This window comes from Clostridium sp. HGF2, from assembly GCF_964240115.1.
Taxonomy (GTDB): Bacteria; Bacillota_I; Bacilli_A; order Erysipelotrichales; family Erysipelotrichaceae; genus Clostridium_AQ; species Clostridium_AQ innocuum.
On the sequence record NZ_CAXSSO010000002.1, the window covers coordinates 60,575 to 76,902 of the forward strand.

Annotated in this window: 13 protein-coding genes; 9 read left to right on the forward strand and 4 right to left on the reverse strand. The window is 46.5% G+C overall.

The features are described from left to right. Nucleotides 1-22: 22 nt before the first annotated feature. The 4 genes from ACESPQ_RS04105 to ACESPQ_RS04120 all read right to left on the reverse strand — a co-directional run bounded on the left by ACESPQ_RS04105 (nucleotide 23) and on the right by ACESPQ_RS04120 (nucleotide 4,887). Complete coding sequence (locus tag ACESPQ_RS04105; RefSeq protein WP_373143965.1) at nucleotides 23-1,477, reverse strand: BclA C-terminal domain-containing protein; 1,455 nt, start codon at nucleotides 1,475-1,477, stop codon at nucleotides 23-25. A 175-nt stretch (nucleotides 1,478-1,652) separates the two neighbouring features. Next, nucleotides 1,653-3,389: an exosporium glycoprotein BclB-related protein gene (locus tag ACESPQ_RS04110; RefSeq protein ID WP_118002684.1), complete on the reverse strand. Its 1,737-nt coding sequence runs from the start codon at nucleotides 3,387-3,389 to the stop codon at nucleotides 1,653-1,655. A 320-nt stretch (nucleotides 3,390-3,709) separates the two neighbouring features. Beyond that, nucleotides 3,710-4,309 carry a BclA C-terminal domain-containing protein gene (locus ACESPQ_RS04115; protein WP_002607931.1) on the reverse strand — a complete coding sequence of 200 codons (600 nt, stop codon included), beginning with the start codon at nucleotides 4,307-4,309 and terminating at the stop codon, nucleotides 3,710-3,712. A 134-nt stretch (nucleotides 4,310-4,443) separates the two neighbouring features. Beyond that, nucleotides 4,444-4,887, reverse strand: coding sequence for a hypothetical protein (locus ACESPQ_RS04120; RefSeq protein WP_373143966.1), 444 nt, complete (start codon nucleotides 4,885-4,887; stop codon nucleotides 4,444-4,446). A 406-nt stretch (nucleotides 4,888-5,293) separates the two neighbouring features. Here ACESPQ_RS04120 and ACESPQ_RS04125 point away from each other — a divergent pair, with 406 nt between their 5' ends. The 9 genes from ACESPQ_RS04125 (at nucleotide 5,294) to ACESPQ_RS04165 (ending at nucleotide 16,267) form a co-directional block, all read left to right on the forward strand. Next, nucleotides 5,294-6,055: a DeoR/GlpR family DNA-binding transcription regulator gene (locus ACESPQ_RS04125; protein ID WP_373143967.1), complete on the forward strand. Its 762-nt coding sequence runs from the start codon at nucleotides 5,294-5,296 to the stop codon at nucleotides 6,053-6,055. Between the two features lie 292 nt (nucleotides 6,056-6,347). After that, nucleotides 6,348-6,959, forward strand: a complete 612-nt coding sequence (locus ACESPQ_RS04130; protein ID WP_008819593.1) for a bifunctional 4-hydroxy-2-oxoglutarate aldolase/2-dehydro-3-deoxy-phosphogluconate aldolase — start codon at nucleotides 6,348-6,350, stop codon at nucleotides 6,957-6,959. Between the two features lie 15 nt (nucleotides 6,960-6,974). Continuing rightward, nucleotides 6,975-8,894: a PRD domain-containing protein gene (locus ACESPQ_RS04135; RefSeq protein ID WP_242407418.1), complete on the forward strand. Its 1,920-nt coding sequence runs from the start codon at nucleotides 6,975-6,977 to the stop codon at nucleotides 8,892-8,894. Next, nucleotides 8,887-9,351, forward strand: a complete 465-nt coding sequence (locus ACESPQ_RS04140; protein WP_002607936.1) for a PTS sugar transporter subunit IIA — start codon at nucleotides 8,887-8,889, stop codon at nucleotides 9,349-9,351. The genes ACESPQ_RS04135 and ACESPQ_RS04140 overlap by 8 nt, the downstream gene beginning before the upstream one ends. Next, complete coding sequence (locus ACESPQ_RS04145; RefSeq protein ID WP_002607937.1) at nucleotides 9,348-9,662, forward strand: PTS fructose transporter subunit IIB; 315 nt, start codon at nucleotides 9,348-9,350, stop codon at nucleotides 9,660-9,662. The genes ACESPQ_RS04140 and ACESPQ_RS04145 overlap by 4 nt, the downstream gene beginning before the upstream one ends. Nucleotides 9,663-9,667: 5 nt before the next feature. Beyond that, a complete protein-coding gene (locus tag ACESPQ_RS04150; RefSeq protein ID WP_002607938.1) occupies nucleotides 9,668-10,711 on the forward strand; it encodes a PTS fructose transporter subunit IIC in 1,044 nt (347 codons plus the stop codon). Nucleotides 10,712-11,300: 589 nt separating this feature from the next. After that, nucleotides 11,301-12,692, forward strand: a complete 1,392-nt coding sequence (locus ACESPQ_RS04155) for a glycoside hydrolase family 1 protein (protein ID WP_373143968.1) — start codon at nucleotides 11,301-11,303, stop codon at nucleotides 12,690-12,692. A gap of 252 nt (nucleotides 12,693-12,944) precedes the next feature. Then, nucleotides 12,945-15,365: a glycyl radical protein gene (locus ACESPQ_RS04160; protein ID WP_373143969.1), complete on the forward strand. Its 2,421-nt coding sequence runs from the start codon at nucleotides 12,945-12,947 to the stop codon at nucleotides 15,363-15,365. Continuing rightward, nucleotides 15,359-16,267 (forward strand): glycyl-radical enzyme activating protein, encoded by a 909-nt coding sequence (locus ACESPQ_RS04165; RefSeq protein ID WP_373143970.1) that lies wholly within the window; start codon nucleotides 15,359-15,361, stop codon nucleotides 16,265-16,267. The genes ACESPQ_RS04160 and ACESPQ_RS04165 overlap by 7 nt, the downstream gene beginning before the upstream one ends. Nucleotides 16,268-16,328: the final 61 nt, after the last annotated feature.

The window sequence follows — 16,328 nt, forward strand, 5'->3', positions numbered from 1 at the left end:
GTTTTTCTTTAAGACAGTGCTGCTAGTTTGCCAAAGCATCATCCAGACGCTTCACACTCAGTGTGACGGTAACGCCTGTACTCAGGGTCAGCGTTAAGGCGATAGCCGCACTGACTGCCATATCGATTATATCACCGGCTGATAAGGTTTCAATCACACTGCCGGAATAGATGGACTCTGTTGCGATTGCCAGCAGATGGCGTTCTTCCGTACTCGGTATGGCTGCACCGTTGCGTCGTACAGCAAGGGTAACGGCAGCCCCCAGTGAAGCGGAAGCGTTGAACATATAGTTGATTTCATAGACACCGCTGGTAACTATGGTTAATGCATTCACAGGGGCAAGATCAACATTGGAAGCAGGCATATCCACAGGAAGAGGCAGCTGCTGCTCAGCACCGATTAACAAATTCAGTGTCTGGGCGGAATCATTATACTTACCACCATAGGCAAGTAGACCTCCTCCGCCACCGCCTGGTCCAGTATCCCCGCGCGGGATGATGAAATTCAGCTCGATGCCATCCGGTGTTTCAACGTAGGACACATTGGCAGGAGTACCCGGTTCGGAGGTTGTCGTACTTCCAACTCTTACAATCGGTGTAGCTCCTGTTTCACCCTGCGGTCCTTGTTCACCCTGTGGTCCGGGTTCTCCCTGCGGCCCTGGTTCCCCCTGTGGGCCTGGATCACCAATAGGACCTGTCGGTCCGATGGCACCATCGGCCCCTGTAACACCAGTGGTACCTGTAGCACCTGTATTTCCGGTAGCCCCAGTTGGTCCCGTGGCTCCCGTCGGTCCTGTCGGCCCAATATCTCCAGTAGCACCAGTTACACCAGTTGCTCCGGCAGCGCCTGTACTACCGGTGGCTCCCGTCGGTCCTGTCGGCCCAATATCTCCGGTAGGACCAGTTACACCGGTTGCTCCGGCAGCGCCTGTACTTCCGGTAGCCCCTGTCGGTCCGGCAGGTCCGGTAGGCCCAGTTGCTCCATTTTCACCCGTAGCGCCAATGGCACCCGTCGGTCCGGTATTTCCGTTTGCCCCAGTTGGTCCTGTAGCTCCGATAGGGCCTGTTGCCCCTGTATTTCCAGTAGCACCAGTTGCGCCTGTCGGCCCGGTAGCTCCTACGCCGGGTCCTGTCGGTCCCGTAGCCCCTGTAACTCCGGTATCACCGCGGGGAATAACGAAATCCAGTACATGATTTGGCCCCCCGCTGTCATGTACCTGTGCCGGTGTTCCCGGGTCAGCTGTTGTTGTGGAACGAATGGTTATCGTCTCAGATAATCCGGTAGCGCCCGTAGCGCCGGTGAGACCTGTATTTCCGGTAGCTCCAGTGGCACCTGCTTCTCCTGCCGGACCTCTGAATCCCCGCGGCCCCCGCGGTCCAGGACAGCAGCATACATCATAGTCACCCTGGTCACAGGATGAAGAACTGCATTCATTGCAGCAGTTTTTGTCATCAAAATCATAGTCATCATAATGCATATCGTTCACCTCATTTATGTTAATTCATTTTAGTATATGGCTGAGCTTAAAAATGGGGAATGGTATTGTCCCGGTTCCGATGAAAAGACATGATTTTTTTAAGTATCCGGCAATCAGCTGTTAACTGATTGTCCGGTTTTATGAAAGAAAAACGATTCGGATGTGCAGTTGTCTATCAGGATATAGCGATTCCTGCGCTGGCATAGCCGGCAACTGTGTTGACAAGGCTCAATCCGGCAGCAGTAGCAGTGAATACAAGCAGCAGTCTGGTCTGGTTCGTAACTGCAATCGATAGACCTGTTGTTGTACCGGAGGATATCGTTCCGATAGCGATTACCCCGGTTATTGCCGGAGCAAGTGTCACAACTGCTCCTGGGACAGCTGTGAAGGAATTGTTTGGTGCTGTAGACTGATAAAGTGTTGCTGTGATCGTTACAGTGGAGCCAACCAGCGACAAAGCGGCAGTGGTTGAGAAAAAAGCAGAAATGGAAGTTATGGTACCTGCTCTTGGCATGGAAAATGCAAAGTTTGTCAGCGTTCCCGCTGCATTGGTCAGGTCAATAACACCACCTACAATGCTGACACCTGGCGCAGAGCTGCCGAAGCCGACAAAGCCCGGTGTACCAACAAGTCCGCCAGCAATCGTTGTTAGTGATAACGGAATACCGGAGCTGTAAGGAATGATTGCAGAGCTTCCTGCCAGACCGGTAGCTCCGGTTGCTCCAGTGACACCGATTGCGCCATCAGCTCCAGTAGCACCAGTGGCTCCGGTAGGTCCTGTGGCACCATCAGCCCCGGTGTTTCCGGTTGCTCCTGTCGGTCCCGTTGCTCCGGTCAAACCGGTACTTCCCGTAGCGCCTGTCGGTCCGGTAGGCCCGGCAGCACCATCCGGTCCGGTATTTCCCGTGGCACCAGTTGGTCCCGTAGCACCGTCAGCCCCGGTGTTTCCCATAGCCCCGGTCGGTCCCGTAGCACCTGTTAAACCGGTATTTCCAGTAGCACCAGTCGGTCCGGTAGGCCCGGCAGCACCATCGGCGCCGGTATTTCCCGTGGCTCCGGTCGGACCTGTTACGCCGTCAGCTCCCGTGTTTCCGGTAGCCCCGGTCGGTCCTGTTACCCCTGTGCTTCCGGTTGGTCCAATCCCTCCGGTAGCTCCGGTACTGCCTGTTGACCCGGTCGGTCCGATAGGACCGATTCCACCAGCTGCTCCGGTAATACCGGTAGCCCCGGCAGGTCCCGTTGGTCCGGTAGGCCCCGTGCTTCCCGTCGCACCGGTCGGTCCTGTCGCCCCCGTATTGCCTGTTGGTCCGCTAACGCCGTTGGCTCCGGTGTTACCCATAGGTCCTGTTGGTCCGGTTACACCGTTCGCTCCGGTATTTCCAGTAGCTCCTGTTATGCCGCTGGCACCAGTCGCCCCCGTAGCGCCTGCTGGCCCGATGGGTCCGGTATTTCCCGTAGCTCCGGTTGAGCCTGTGCTTCCGGTCGGACCCGTTGGTCCTGCCGGTATAGTGAACAGCAATGAAGCGCCGGAAGGTGTAAATGTCTCAGTGACACTGGCCTGTGTTCCCGGATCTCCGGTAATGGTTCCTGCAACGGTAATCACAGGTGTCATGCCCGTAGCTCCCGTGTTTCCGGTAGCTCCTATGCTTCCTGTCGGTCCGGTATTTCCGCGTAATCCTGCCGGTCCTGTATTTCCGGTATTTCCGGTAGCCCCGGTAGCTCCGGTAGGCCCGGTAGCGCCTACACCCGGTCCTGTCGCCCCGGTAGCCCCTGTTGAACCCGTCGGTCCGGTTGCTCCCCGAAATCCGCGTGGTCCCCGCGGTCCCTGGCAACAGCTGTTACAGTCACAGCTGCAGGAAGAAGCATCCTCGCCATAGCAGTCATCATGGTAATTATAATCATCGTAATGCATATTGCTCACCTCACTTTCTAAAACAGTACAGTATATGTAAGATAAAAATTCGTGTCGTGTTAAAGTCCCGGATTTTATATAAATACATATCCCAAAGCAAAAAAAGCACTCCTTTTTCTAATCTGTCTGAAGTACATCCTACATAGAACGAAAGGATAGCGTCTTCAGACTTTTCATCGGATACTCCTTTGGGGTATCCCCTCGTAAAAACAATACCAGTCACATGATGTGAATGGTATTGCAGGACCAGAGGATATCAATTAATAGAATGCAAATATTCAGGTATTGTGATAAAAATGTCAGAATCTTGTTTCTATACATCAGGCTATTCTAACAATATTTAATGATGCTCCGGTGCCGGATTGCAGGGTAACCGTACCATTTACTCCGTAAATTTGTAATGATAAAACATCCCCTGCTGTTAAAGACTGCATGAATGATACACTATATTCATTTGAGGATGTTGAGGACGTACTGATAGAGTTTAATATCGGCGTACCATTCCGTGTTACTCTTGATGACATTGGCAATCCAGATGTCATTTTGATAACATAGGATATGAAATAGGTACCTGTTTGATTAACTGTGAACTGCGTATTCGAAGCATTTGCCATAAATCCGTTTATATAGGGCTGAACAGGCAGAGGAATATTCGTTCCATCGGATGTTACCGAAACGGTAGCAGCGGAAATATTCAGTGCGGAGAGTGCATTCGTGATAACAGAAGTCCCGGTTGGACCTGTGGCACCTGTATTTCCTGTCGGCCCCGTATTTCCAATAGGTCCTGTTGCCCCGGTCGGACCTTGAAAACCGTGTGGACCGCGCGGCCCCGGACAGCAGCACGGGGTATAGTCATATGGATGACAGGAGGGCATACTGCATGGATCACAGCAGCTGTCATCGTATTCATCATAGTGCATAATACGTTCCAGTATATGGGGAACATACAAATCCTGTATTTACATTCTCCCATATCCGTTGCAATTTCTTTACATAACACAGGGAAAATTCACCTGCTTCCAGGCATCTTTATGGCAATACCTCCGCCGGCTTGCTATGGAGGCAGAAAAAAGCGGAGATGTCCTAACCTCCGCGCATCCCTTACAGGATAAATAAATCTATACTGCAGCTTGAAACCGAATACGCCGGTACGTCCATTCGGTCCCAATAGCAGTGCGCCTGCACGTCCGACAGCGGCAACTCCGCTTTCCAACGTAATAAATAAATCCTGATTCGGATAAAGCGTAATGATCTGCTGGAGGATATTTCTTATCTGCTCCTTACAGTCACAGCAAACGGTTTCCGAAGACCCGGCAGGTCTTGTGGGACCGGTAGCGCCTGTTGCTCCACTTGATCCTGTGGCACCCGTTGGTCCGGTAGCTCCACGATATCCTCGCGGACCCTGTGGTCCCTCACAACAGCAGCTCTCAGCACTGCTGCAGGATGGCGCCTGCTCTGCACAGCAATTGTCCATGCAGGCATAATCATCATAATGCATACTGCTCACCTCGCTTTCTGATACAGTATAAGCTATGCTGTCTGCATAAATATGTATTGACGATATTCCAGAGAGACTTGTATTTCTGTAAGTTATATACATATATATAGCCATAACGGTTGATAGATGAAGCCCTAGATAGTGACAGGCATATTCAGTTTCATGCAGGGTGTCTGTATGCTGTTGTGAATTTCCATGGCGGATGAAACAGGTGTTGATGTGTTTCCATTGAACATCCGTAAGGGTCTAAAAACAGGGAAAGCTGTCAGAGATGACCATAGCCATAACGAAGCCCTGCTGTCAGGAATGCTCTTTCTTCTTTCTGATTTGTCTAACCTTTGTTACATCATATTGCGGACTTTTTGTCGTGCGTATGCTATACTGTTAACATAAATGAGGTGATTGTATGCTGTCTACAGAGCGTAAATTATATCTGCTGCAGAAGGTGGAAAGAGAAGGAACCATCCATGTACGGGATGTCGCAAAGCAGCTTAACATCAGTGAGACCACGATTCGACGCGATCTGATGGAGCTGGAGCAGGAAGGAAAGGTGCGAAGAGTGCACGGCGGTGCTGTCAGAGAAAGCCTGAATCAGATTCTGACGGAATCCAGAGAGCTGCTGATGCAGGATCGTATGCTGATCAATTTTGACAGAAAATCCAGAATCTGCCGCAGTGCCAGTGAGCTTGTTGAGGATGGTGAATGTGTCTTTCTGGATGGAGGAACCAGTATCGTTGCCATGATTGACTATCTGCAAAGCCGTCCCATCAAAATCGTGACGCATAACCAGCTGATTGTACAGCGGCTGCACGATCCGGTTGCACAAATCATCATCATCGGTGGAGATTTCAATGCGAAATATCACATGAGTGAGGGACCGATGGCGCAGAATATGCTTGGTCTGTATAATTTCGACAGAGCCTTTATCGGCTGTGCAGGCATGGACCCTATCAGCGGGCAGTGTTATACTGCGGAAATGGGAACCAGGGAACTGAAGGAAATTGCGATGAGAAACAGCAATCACAGCTATCTGCTGATCGATGACAGCAAGCTGTTTGTAAAGGGCTTCTGCAAATTCACAAATGCGGATGCCTTTGAACAGATATTCTGCAATAGGCTGGATGAGACTGTGGAAAACCTGCCAGATAATATGAAATTTGTGGAATAAGCAATATATGGATATTGTATAAAAAAACCGGAAGCATTTTCGCAAATAGTGAAAGGCACTGGTTTTTTTTGCTTTTTTCCTTAAGGAGAAATGCTGATAATTTGATCAGTATGACCTGTAGTTTCTTATATCACGGTAAAGGTGATGAATGTGTCCCACTACTATTCTATATGCGATTGCTTGCATAAAATACGGGAGCAGTAAATAGAATTGCAACAATATTGTTGCAGAAAAAAGGCATTTTCGAGGGTGTGAATGCGTGATACTATTTTCCTGTAAAGGAGGATTTGATATGGAATTATCGAAAGTGACGATGATTTTAAGAGGGTATACCTATGAGCAGGTACGCTGTGTTGCTGAAGTTCTGATTAACAGCAGCTATGTGAAAAACATGGAGATTACTTTAAATACCAGCAATGCATATGAAATCATCAAAAAGATTGCTGATGAGTTTCAAGGGAGATTGCATATTGGCGCTGGAACCGTTCAGACATATGATGAGCTGGTTCAGGCGATTGCAGCAGGGGCAGTCTTTGTTTTATCTCCGAGAAAAATGAATCAGAAGATGCTCGATTATTGCAAGCAGCACAATGTGATTGCAGTTCCCGGAGCTTTTACACCATCCGAAATCGCAGAATCCTTGGAAATGGGAGCTGATATCGTGAAGGTATTTCCAGCGAATGAAGTAGGCTTTGATTATGCAAAAAAGCTCTGTGAACCAATGGGAGAGCTTCCTCTCATGGCGGTCGGAGGTATTCAGGCAGGAAATGTGAAAAAAGCTTTACAATCAGGTTATACTTATGTAGGAACAGCAGGCGGTCTTTTTGAGAAGGAAGATATTCAGAAAATGCGAAAGGATCATATGTTGAAATCTTTAGAAGTATTCGAAAAAGAATTATTATAGATAGGAGAGATTCACTTGAAGGCTGCGCAAAGACAAAAAAAGCTACTGGAAATATTAACATACAGCGAAAATTATATGACTGTTCAAAGTCTTGCTGATACTTTTACTGTATCAAAGCGAACAATACATAATGATATTGCGCAGCTGGAAAATCAGGGAATAGAATTTGAAAAAAAGCCTAGTGCCGGATTAAAGCTGAAAAACAGAAAAGAGGCCCGCTTTGTAGAGCATATGGATAAATATCGGCCGGAGCAGCGTAGAAAGCAGCTTATGAAAGAACTGCTGTTTTATGAAAATAGAATCACCTTTCAATCAGCCTCTGCGTGTTATATGGTGGGGGTAAGCTCGATTATTGCAGATATCCATTACATAAAAGAGCATATCTTAAATGATGCGACAGTGTCACTGATCGGAGATGAAAACGGTACCAGGCTGACGGGGACAGAAATAGAATGGCAAAAGGCGTTAATCTCATTTAATGAATATCTGATAGCATCGGAAAATCTGACATTCACGGATGATGCAATGCTGGCATTGTTTAAGGAATTCTATGATACAGATATTATAACAGCATGCTACACAACAATTCAGGCGCTGGATGATTTCAACATATATATTGCTGCACAGCATTATTTAATCAATCTGTTCAATGTCATGATTGTATTATGTCATCGCTTGAGAAAAGGATACCATCACAAAATTATCCATAATGCATTTTACAGCGATCAGATAATGGCGATGATGTATTATCTGATTGGTGATGATTTACTTCGTATTCTGAAGAAGGATTTAAACATCACTTATGAGGATGGCGATATATATTTCCTTTCTATGTATTTGAGTGCAAATCGGATTATGCTCAACAGCTCTTTACATAGACGGGCAAATCCATTTAAGCATATAGTTGAGAATTTGATTGAAAGAATGTCAAACTGCGTCGATGTTGATTTAACGCAGGATCAGGATTTGTTTTACAATCTCTGTCTGCATCTGGAACCGATGATATATCGGTTGAAAAATCGAATTTATATCACTAACCCGATGTTATTTGAAATTAAGCAGCAATATCATTTGATGTTTGATTTGACTTGGATGATTATGGACTCTATAAGGACAACGCTTGGGGTCACGCTTACTGAGGATGAGGTTGGCTTTCTTATGCTTCATTTCCAGAATGCATTGGAGAAGAAAAAAAAGAGTAAGCGTATTTTGGTTGTGTGTCCAAACGGGATAACAACTTCGGAATTGATTGCCAACAGGATACGAAGTGTCCTGCCGCCTTTAGACATAATTGAAGCGGCATCGATTGATACGATCAACTCATTTGAATTAAGGAGTATCGATTTTATAGTGTCAACCATACCTTTGAAAAGCCTTGATAAACCGGTTGTAGTTGTTTCAATGCTGATCAATGATTCTGATATACAGAGGATTGAAGAGCTATATAAGAAAAAGTTATCAATACCCAAGGAAGCGGATGTACGCTTTATTGAAATCCCACAGTATTTGCATGAGAAAAATATTTATATTAATGATGGGAAAATAACAAAGGATGAAATTATTCATCAGGTCTGTATGGGCCTGAATAAAGAAGGCTGTGTAGATGCGCATTTTGAAACCAGTGTATGGGAAAGAGAGCAGAAAGGAGGAACGGATATCGCGGTTGGAGGTGCAATACCTCATGGCGCAGTTTCCACTGTACGAAAAACACAATTGGCTTTATGGATCAATAAGGAGCCGGTGAAATGGTCTAAATACCGTGTGAAGGTGATTGTATTTTTCGCATTGAACAGCGAGGATACAGCAAAAACAAAGGTTATTTTGGAAGAAGCCTTTTCACTTATCAAAACAAAGGAAATGATAGAAAAGCTGTCTTCCATGAAGAATAAGAAGGCTGTTATAAAATATATATTTGGAGGAAGCCGATTTGATTAGAGAAAATCTTTTATATTTAAACAAAGATATCCGTGATCGTGAAACAGTTATCACATATATTGCAGATATGGCAGATACTGTTGGATTATTAAGCGATAAAAACCTGTTTTTAAAAAGTGTTCAGGAAAGAGAACACATATTACCCACATCTGTAGGCTTTAAAGTAGCTATACCGCATGGCCGGAGCAGCAGCGTCAGAGAACCATTTGTATCCTTCATGAAAACAAAGCATGAATTTATCTGGGATACGAGAAACAATAATGAGGTGGATTTGATATTTCTGATTGCCGTGCCTGAAAAAAATGAGAATAACCTGCATCTCCGGTTTCTTTCGGAAATCAGTAAAAAATTGATGGATAGCAGCTTCAGGGAACGATTGCGGAATGCGGATAATGAACACGAGGTATTCGTTATGTTACATGAAATTAATGAGAAAGTGATGGAGGAAAACACATGAAAATTATAGGAATAACAGCATGCCCAACAGGGATTGCACATACATATATGGCACAGGAGTGTCTGGAAAAGGAATGCAGAAAAAGAGGCTTTGATGTGAAAATCGAAACACAGGGCGGTTTGGGGATAGAAAATGAACTAAGTGAAGAGGATGTAGCTCAAGCTGATGTTGTAATTCTGGCAGTCAGTGTCGTTATTGAGGGGGAGGAACGATTTGAGAATAAGCGTGTATTACATACTGATGTGGATGAAGCAATTTCGCATGTGGAAAAGCTGGTAGATAGAGCGGTTGCACTCGTAGAAGGAAATTGATAATTATGAAAACGATTTGGAAAGATATTCAAAAGCATTTGTTAAGTGGCGTATCCTTTATGATGCCGGTTGTCGTTGCCGGTGGTGTGATCCTGGCAGTTTCCTTATTGGGTGCAACGCAGACGGAAACAGGACTTGTTCCTAATGGGCCGTTGCTGACCTATTTGAATCAGCTGGGAAAAGCAGGAATGGCGATGATGATTCCTGTATTCGCTGCCTATATTTCATATTCTGTAGCCGGGAAACCGGGTCTTACACCGGGATTCATTTTAGGTTATATTGCAAACAATGCTATCATGATCAATGGTGTTGAGGTTAAGGCAGGATTTCTGGGAGCACTTATCTTAGGTCTGCTTGCGGGCTATATGGCGAAATGGATGAAGGGATTAAAGGTAGGGAAAACGATTCGCTCCATCATGCCTATTTTGGTCATTCCAATCTCAACTGTCCTTGTACTAGGCCTTGCTTATTATTTTATAATAGGATATCCGATTTCCTTTCTGATGCAGGCGCTGTCAGATTTGATGGTGACTTTGAACGGCAGTGGGAAAGCTGTGCTGGCAGTGTTTATGGGGTTCTTTAGTGAAATTGATTTTGGAGGACCTGTGACAAAAGCTGTCTCCATGTTTACACTTTCTATGATCAATGAAGGGATCATGGAGCCTAATGGAATATTCAGAATTCTGGTAGCTGTTCCTCCGATTGGAATCTTTTTATCCACGATTATTGCTAAGAAAAAATATAGTGAGGAAGAACGTGATAATGCGAAAGCTGTAGGTATTATGGGATGTCTGGGGATAACAGAGGGAGCAATTCCGTATGCTATCAAAGATCCGAAGGCTGTGTATCCTGCATGTATTATCGGAAATATCGTCGGGGCATTGATCGGGGCCTTTGGAAATGTGGCATGTCCGGTACCGCATGGTGGATTCATTGTACTTCCGGTCGTAGAAAATCAACTTTGGTTTGTTGTTGCAATACTTGTCGGCTCTGTCATCACAGCACTGCTGCTGAAGGTATTGAAAAAGGATGTTCTTGAGGAGCGCTAAAAAGTTTGCTCTTAAATACTTAAACAGCTATTCGAGCAGAATTACAGAAATCTATACAGCATTAAAAGAAAGTAATAGGCTCTTTCTCGATTACAGGTAAACTTAACATAGGGAGACATCCATACGATTGTAGTTATCAATAGAAGTTGAAGTCTCCCTTTTGCAAACACCCTAAAGTAAGAAAGAAACGAAGCTATCATATGCTGTCAACATACGGGCAGTCTGCTGCTTTTGTTAAAAATGCGGTAAACTTATACAGTGAATCAGATATATGAAATTATATAGTTCTATTTTGATGGTGATAAGGCAAACCTGTCTCTTTTGAATAAGGAGATAGGTTTGCTTTATCTTAGCTGATTGTCACTTGATTCCGCATCAAATGCACTTATAGAAGCTATCGAGAAAAAGTGCAGTATGAGATATTGGATAGTGTTTTTACGTATTGGAAGACATCTGCTTTAAATTCACCACAGCGTATAGGATATGTAAATGCGTAATTTCTATGAATACCAAGACGAAATAGTAAGAAAACGCTTTCCTGTTTGCCCTTCCTGATTTATCATAAGAGTATAAAGAAAAGAGGGGTTTTATGATAAGGACGATACCTGAAGATTTTTTAATCGGAACAAGCAGCAGTGCATGGCAGATCGAAGGGGTGGCAGGAAAAAGCAAAGAGCAGAAAAGCTGGGCAGAGCTGTTCTATGCATCAGCACCGGAAAAATGGCATGATGGAGTCGGACCGGAAAAGGCGGCTGATTTCTATTACCGCTACAAAGAGGATATTCATACCATGGCATCTCTTCATATGAAAGCCTTCCGCTTTACCATACAATGGGCGCGGTTTATGAAGGATCCGATAGCCGGCATTGTGGATGAGGAGGCAGCTGCATATTATCTTGATGTGATCAAAACCATTCGGAAGGAGGGAATGGAGCCGCTGATTTCCCTTGAGCACTGGGACCTTCCGGCAGTGCTCATCGAACGCTTTAACGGCTGGGCAGGCAGAGAAACGCTGGACTGCTACATCATCTATGTGAAAGAGGTGCTGCGGCGTTTTGCGGATCAGGTAACCTGGTGGTTCGCCTTTACAGAACCAAACATACCAATTGATAACGGGTATATGGATGCCATATGGTATCCGTTCACCCATGATCCGAAAACCGCTTATCAGGCACATTTTCATAAGATACTGGCTACCTCGTATGCAGTCGCATGCATAGAGCAGTATCGCTCCTATGGATGCCGCATGGGGGCTATGGTGCACATGACGCCGGTCTATGCGAAAAGCGGAGAGATTCAGGATGTAACAGCCGCATGGTATGCCGACTTGTTTCATGTGCGTCTGTATCTGGACCCGTACCTGAAGGGAGAGTTTCCAGCGGAGCTGCTGCATCAGCTTAAGCTGCATGACTGTATGTTCACCTATAAGGAAGAGGATTTGCAGCATATCCGAGCACATCGTATTGCTATGCTCGGTATTGATTATTATTTTCCGATACGCGTGCAGGCGCGCAGTCATTCGTTTTCCGGCCCCTTTCATCCAAAGCAGTTCTACGAGCCATGGATCAAGGAGGATCGCAAATTCAATGCGGACCGCGGCTGGGAGGTTTACGAACAGGCTGTCTATGATATTGGAATGCGCCTGAAAAATGAATATGGCAATCCAGACTGGCTGATCAGTGAAAACGGTATCGGTATTGCACATGAGGAGCGCTACCGAAACGAGCAGGGAAGCATTGACGATGATTATCGAATCGACTTCCTTTCTGAACATCTGCGGTATGCGCTGAAAGCAAGGGAAGCAGGCTGTCACTGTCATGGGTATCTCGTCTGGTCCTATATTGATAATGTGTCCGCCATCAATGCGTTTAAAAACCGATACGGTCTGCTGGAGCTGGATATAGAAACAGGAAAGCGGATTCCGAAGAAATCGGCATACTGGTTTCGGGACATATTGGCTAAAAAGCAACTTGATGATTGAAAATGTATGATAATGCATGATTAAACATACAAAAATATGCATAAACAAAATAATATGAGCGCAAATGGCTTGCGTCCCGGTTGGAATCCCATTATAATATGCATAGAAAGAATCAAAGCACAGCTGGATTCTTTGACGCAGCCTGCATGAATTTATGGATGGACGGTTTGCGGGTGTCATGATGCTGCAATCAGCAGGCACACGCAGACGATCCATACCAGAAGCAGGCGCATCGCTATGAGGAGGGCGCTTATGAAAGATTTTCTATTTTATACACCTGCAGCATCCGGCGTTGACTGGAAGCGCATCGATTCTCTTCGCCATGTCATGGAGAAACGCACTGCCAGTATATGCTCGCAGCGTGCTCTTCTGTATACACAATCCTTTCAGGAAAGTGAAGGAGAACCGTATATCATTCGCAAGGCAAAGGCCTTCGCCCACACCCTTGCCCATATGGATATCTATATCCAGCCCCATTCCCTGATATTCGGTAATCAGGCGTCCGCAAACTTCGCGGCTCCGATATTTCCGGAATATTCCATACAGTGGGTCATTGACGAGCTGGAAGCCTTCGATCAGCGAAGTGGTGATGTGTTTCAGATCAGCGAGGAAGTAAAACAGGATTTGAAACGCATAGCACCATACTGGCTGCAGCATACCCATGAGGATGAGGTCAATGCACATCTCAGTGAGAATATCCGTCTTGCAGAGAAGCAGGGAGTTTTACACCGCGGTGGCATCTCCATGTCCGGGGATGGTCATATTGTACCGGATCATGAAATGCTGTTGCAAAGAGGGTTTCGTTCGATCATCGATGAGGCGAAGCATGCCCTGACAAATACTGACTTGCAGGATGCACAGCGTAATTACTATCAGGCGGTTATCATTTCACTGGAAGGGGCTCTGCTGTTCTTTCAGCGCTTTGCCAAGCTGGCGGAGGAAATGGTGGAGCATGAGCAGGATGAAAAGAGAAGACAGGAGCTGCGAGTTATAGCACATATGGCCGGGACCATGATGGAACAGGGGGCCAGAAGCTTTTATGAAGGAGTAGAGGTGTGCTATATGGTGCATGTTCTGCAGATGATTGAAAGCAACGGGCATTCCTTCTGTTACGGCCGTTTCGACCAGTACATGCGAAAGCTGTATGAACAGGATGTAGAGCGGGGTGTGCTGACAAAGGATCAGGCATTGGAAATCATCACGCACATGTTCATTATGAATTCCTCCTGTAACAAGGCGCGTCCCTACGGTCATACAAAATACTCACAGGGCTATCCGCTTTATTCCAATCTGGTCGTCGGCGGGAAAACACCGCAGGGAAGCGACGGCACCAATGAGCTTTCCTATCTATGTATTGAGGCGATGCATCTGACATCCTTAGCGGAACCGAATTTCTCTGTCCGTTATCATTTGGAAACACCGAGGCAGTTTCTGAAGGCGGCTGCCTTGCTGATTCGCACCGGATGCGGCATGCCGAGCATGTTCAATGACGAGGTTGCCGCAAAGGGAATCGAGGATTTGGGAATACCGAAGGAGGATGCGCTGGATTATTGTCCGATTGGCTGTGTGGAAACCGGAGTTCCGGGGAAATACGGGCATCGGGCTACCGGGATGACCTATGTAAACTGGGGCAAGGTTTTGGAGATTCTGCTGCATAACGGTGTGGATCCTGCAAGCGGCATCCAAATGCTGTCGGTCAATGGACAAGGCGGGGATGCTGTTACGTTTGAAAACTATGAGGAATTGTGGCAGGGCTGGGAAAAGCTGCTGAAATTCTATTCTGATATATCGGTGGAATGCGATGCAATCTGTGATGATTCTCTGGTAAAATATGATGCTGATCCATTCGCAAGCTGTTTTATACAGGACTCCATGAAGCTGGGGAAAACCCTGAAGGAGGGTGGCTGCCGCTACGATGTGATTTCACAGTCCAATATCGGACCGTGCGTTGTCGGAAACGCATTATACGCAATAAAGAAGCTGGTGTTTGAAGAGCAGTCGGTAACCTGGGAAGAGCTGATGACTGCTATGCAGGATAACTGGCAGTCTCTGGAATCTGCTAGAATTCATAAAAAAATACGTCATGTAGCCAAGTTTGGAAATGATGATGATGCGGTGGATGAAATTGTTAAGGATGTTTTTGATTCCTACCTGAAGCTGCTTCCGCAGTATCGTACACAGCGTTATCAGCAGGGACCTGCAGTAAGCTGCTATACGATGTCGACCAGCAACATCACCTCCTATGTACCAAACGGCTTTGTCGTCGGCGCAACACCGGACGGGCGGTTTGCGGGAACACCGTTAAACGAGGGCTGTTCTCCAACACAGGGGACAGATACAAGCGGTCCTACCGCGGTTATCAATTCGGTTGCCAAGCTGCCAAACGAGCAGGTGGCGGCAGGACAGCTGCTGAATATGCGTTTCTCCAGCGGTGCACTGGCAGGAGAGGAAAATCTCGATAAATTTGTCGACTTTCTGATGGCCTCTGCGAAAAAGCACATCTACCATAATCAGTTCAATGTCATAGACAGTGCAACGCTGCGTCTGGCGCAGGAGCATCCGCAGGATTATACGGATCTGATTGTGCGTGTTGCCGGTTACTGTGCTCAGTTTGTTTCCCTGATGCCGGAAGCACAGGAAGCCATTATCGCACGTACGGAGAATACATGGTAGCCATTCACCTGTCGACCATACAGCGCTATTCCACAAAGGACGGCCCTGGAATACGGTCCACCGTGTTTCTGATTGGCTGCAATCTGCGCTGTGCATGGTGCTCCAATCCGGAGCTGATGCTGCCGTACAATAAGCTGCTCCATTTTTCATCTCTGTGCCGCGGCTGTCAAAGCTGTGTGCATGCGTATCCAACAGCTGTATACATGGAGGACGGTGCTATTCACATGCATCCCTGTGCACAGCATATGGCAGGGGAGCTGGAGGAGGTATGTCCCTTTGATGCCCTTGAACAGGTTGGTATGCAGGTGGAGTGCCAACAGCTTGTAAAGCAGCTGGAAAAGGATTTCACATATTATGAGGAGTCCAAAGGCGGCGTGACGTTCAGCGGCGGGGAGCCGCTGTTACAGGCTGAGGCTCTGGCGGAAACACTCTGTCTGCTGAAGCAGAAGCACATAGCAACATGTGTGGATACCGCTGGTGATGTGGCATGGGAGCATATGGAAAGGGTTGCGGAATACTGCGATTTGTTTCTCTATGACATCAAAGCCTTTGATGCGGCATTACACAAAAAAATCACCGGAGCGGACAACGGCCGAATTCTTGATAATGCAGGAAGACTGGCGGCAATGCACAAGCCGATGTGGATTCGCATGGTCATTGTGAAGGGGTATAACGATGATCGAAGGGATTTGCGGAAAAGACTGCAGTTTGCGGCATCACTGGGTTCTGCAGTAAAAAGAGTAGAGCTTTTACCATATCATGCACTGGGTGAAGGTAAGTATAAAAGCATGGAGCTGGCATATCCGATACAGGAGGATGCCTGTCCGGATGCTGAAACGCTGGCTTATTGCATGGAGGAAGGGCGAAGGCTCAGTCTGCCAATGTATATGGAAAAAGCGTGAATATACTGGCGGCTGTCATTCATTCATAACTATCACATTCTTTATTCTGTTAAGAAAAGAT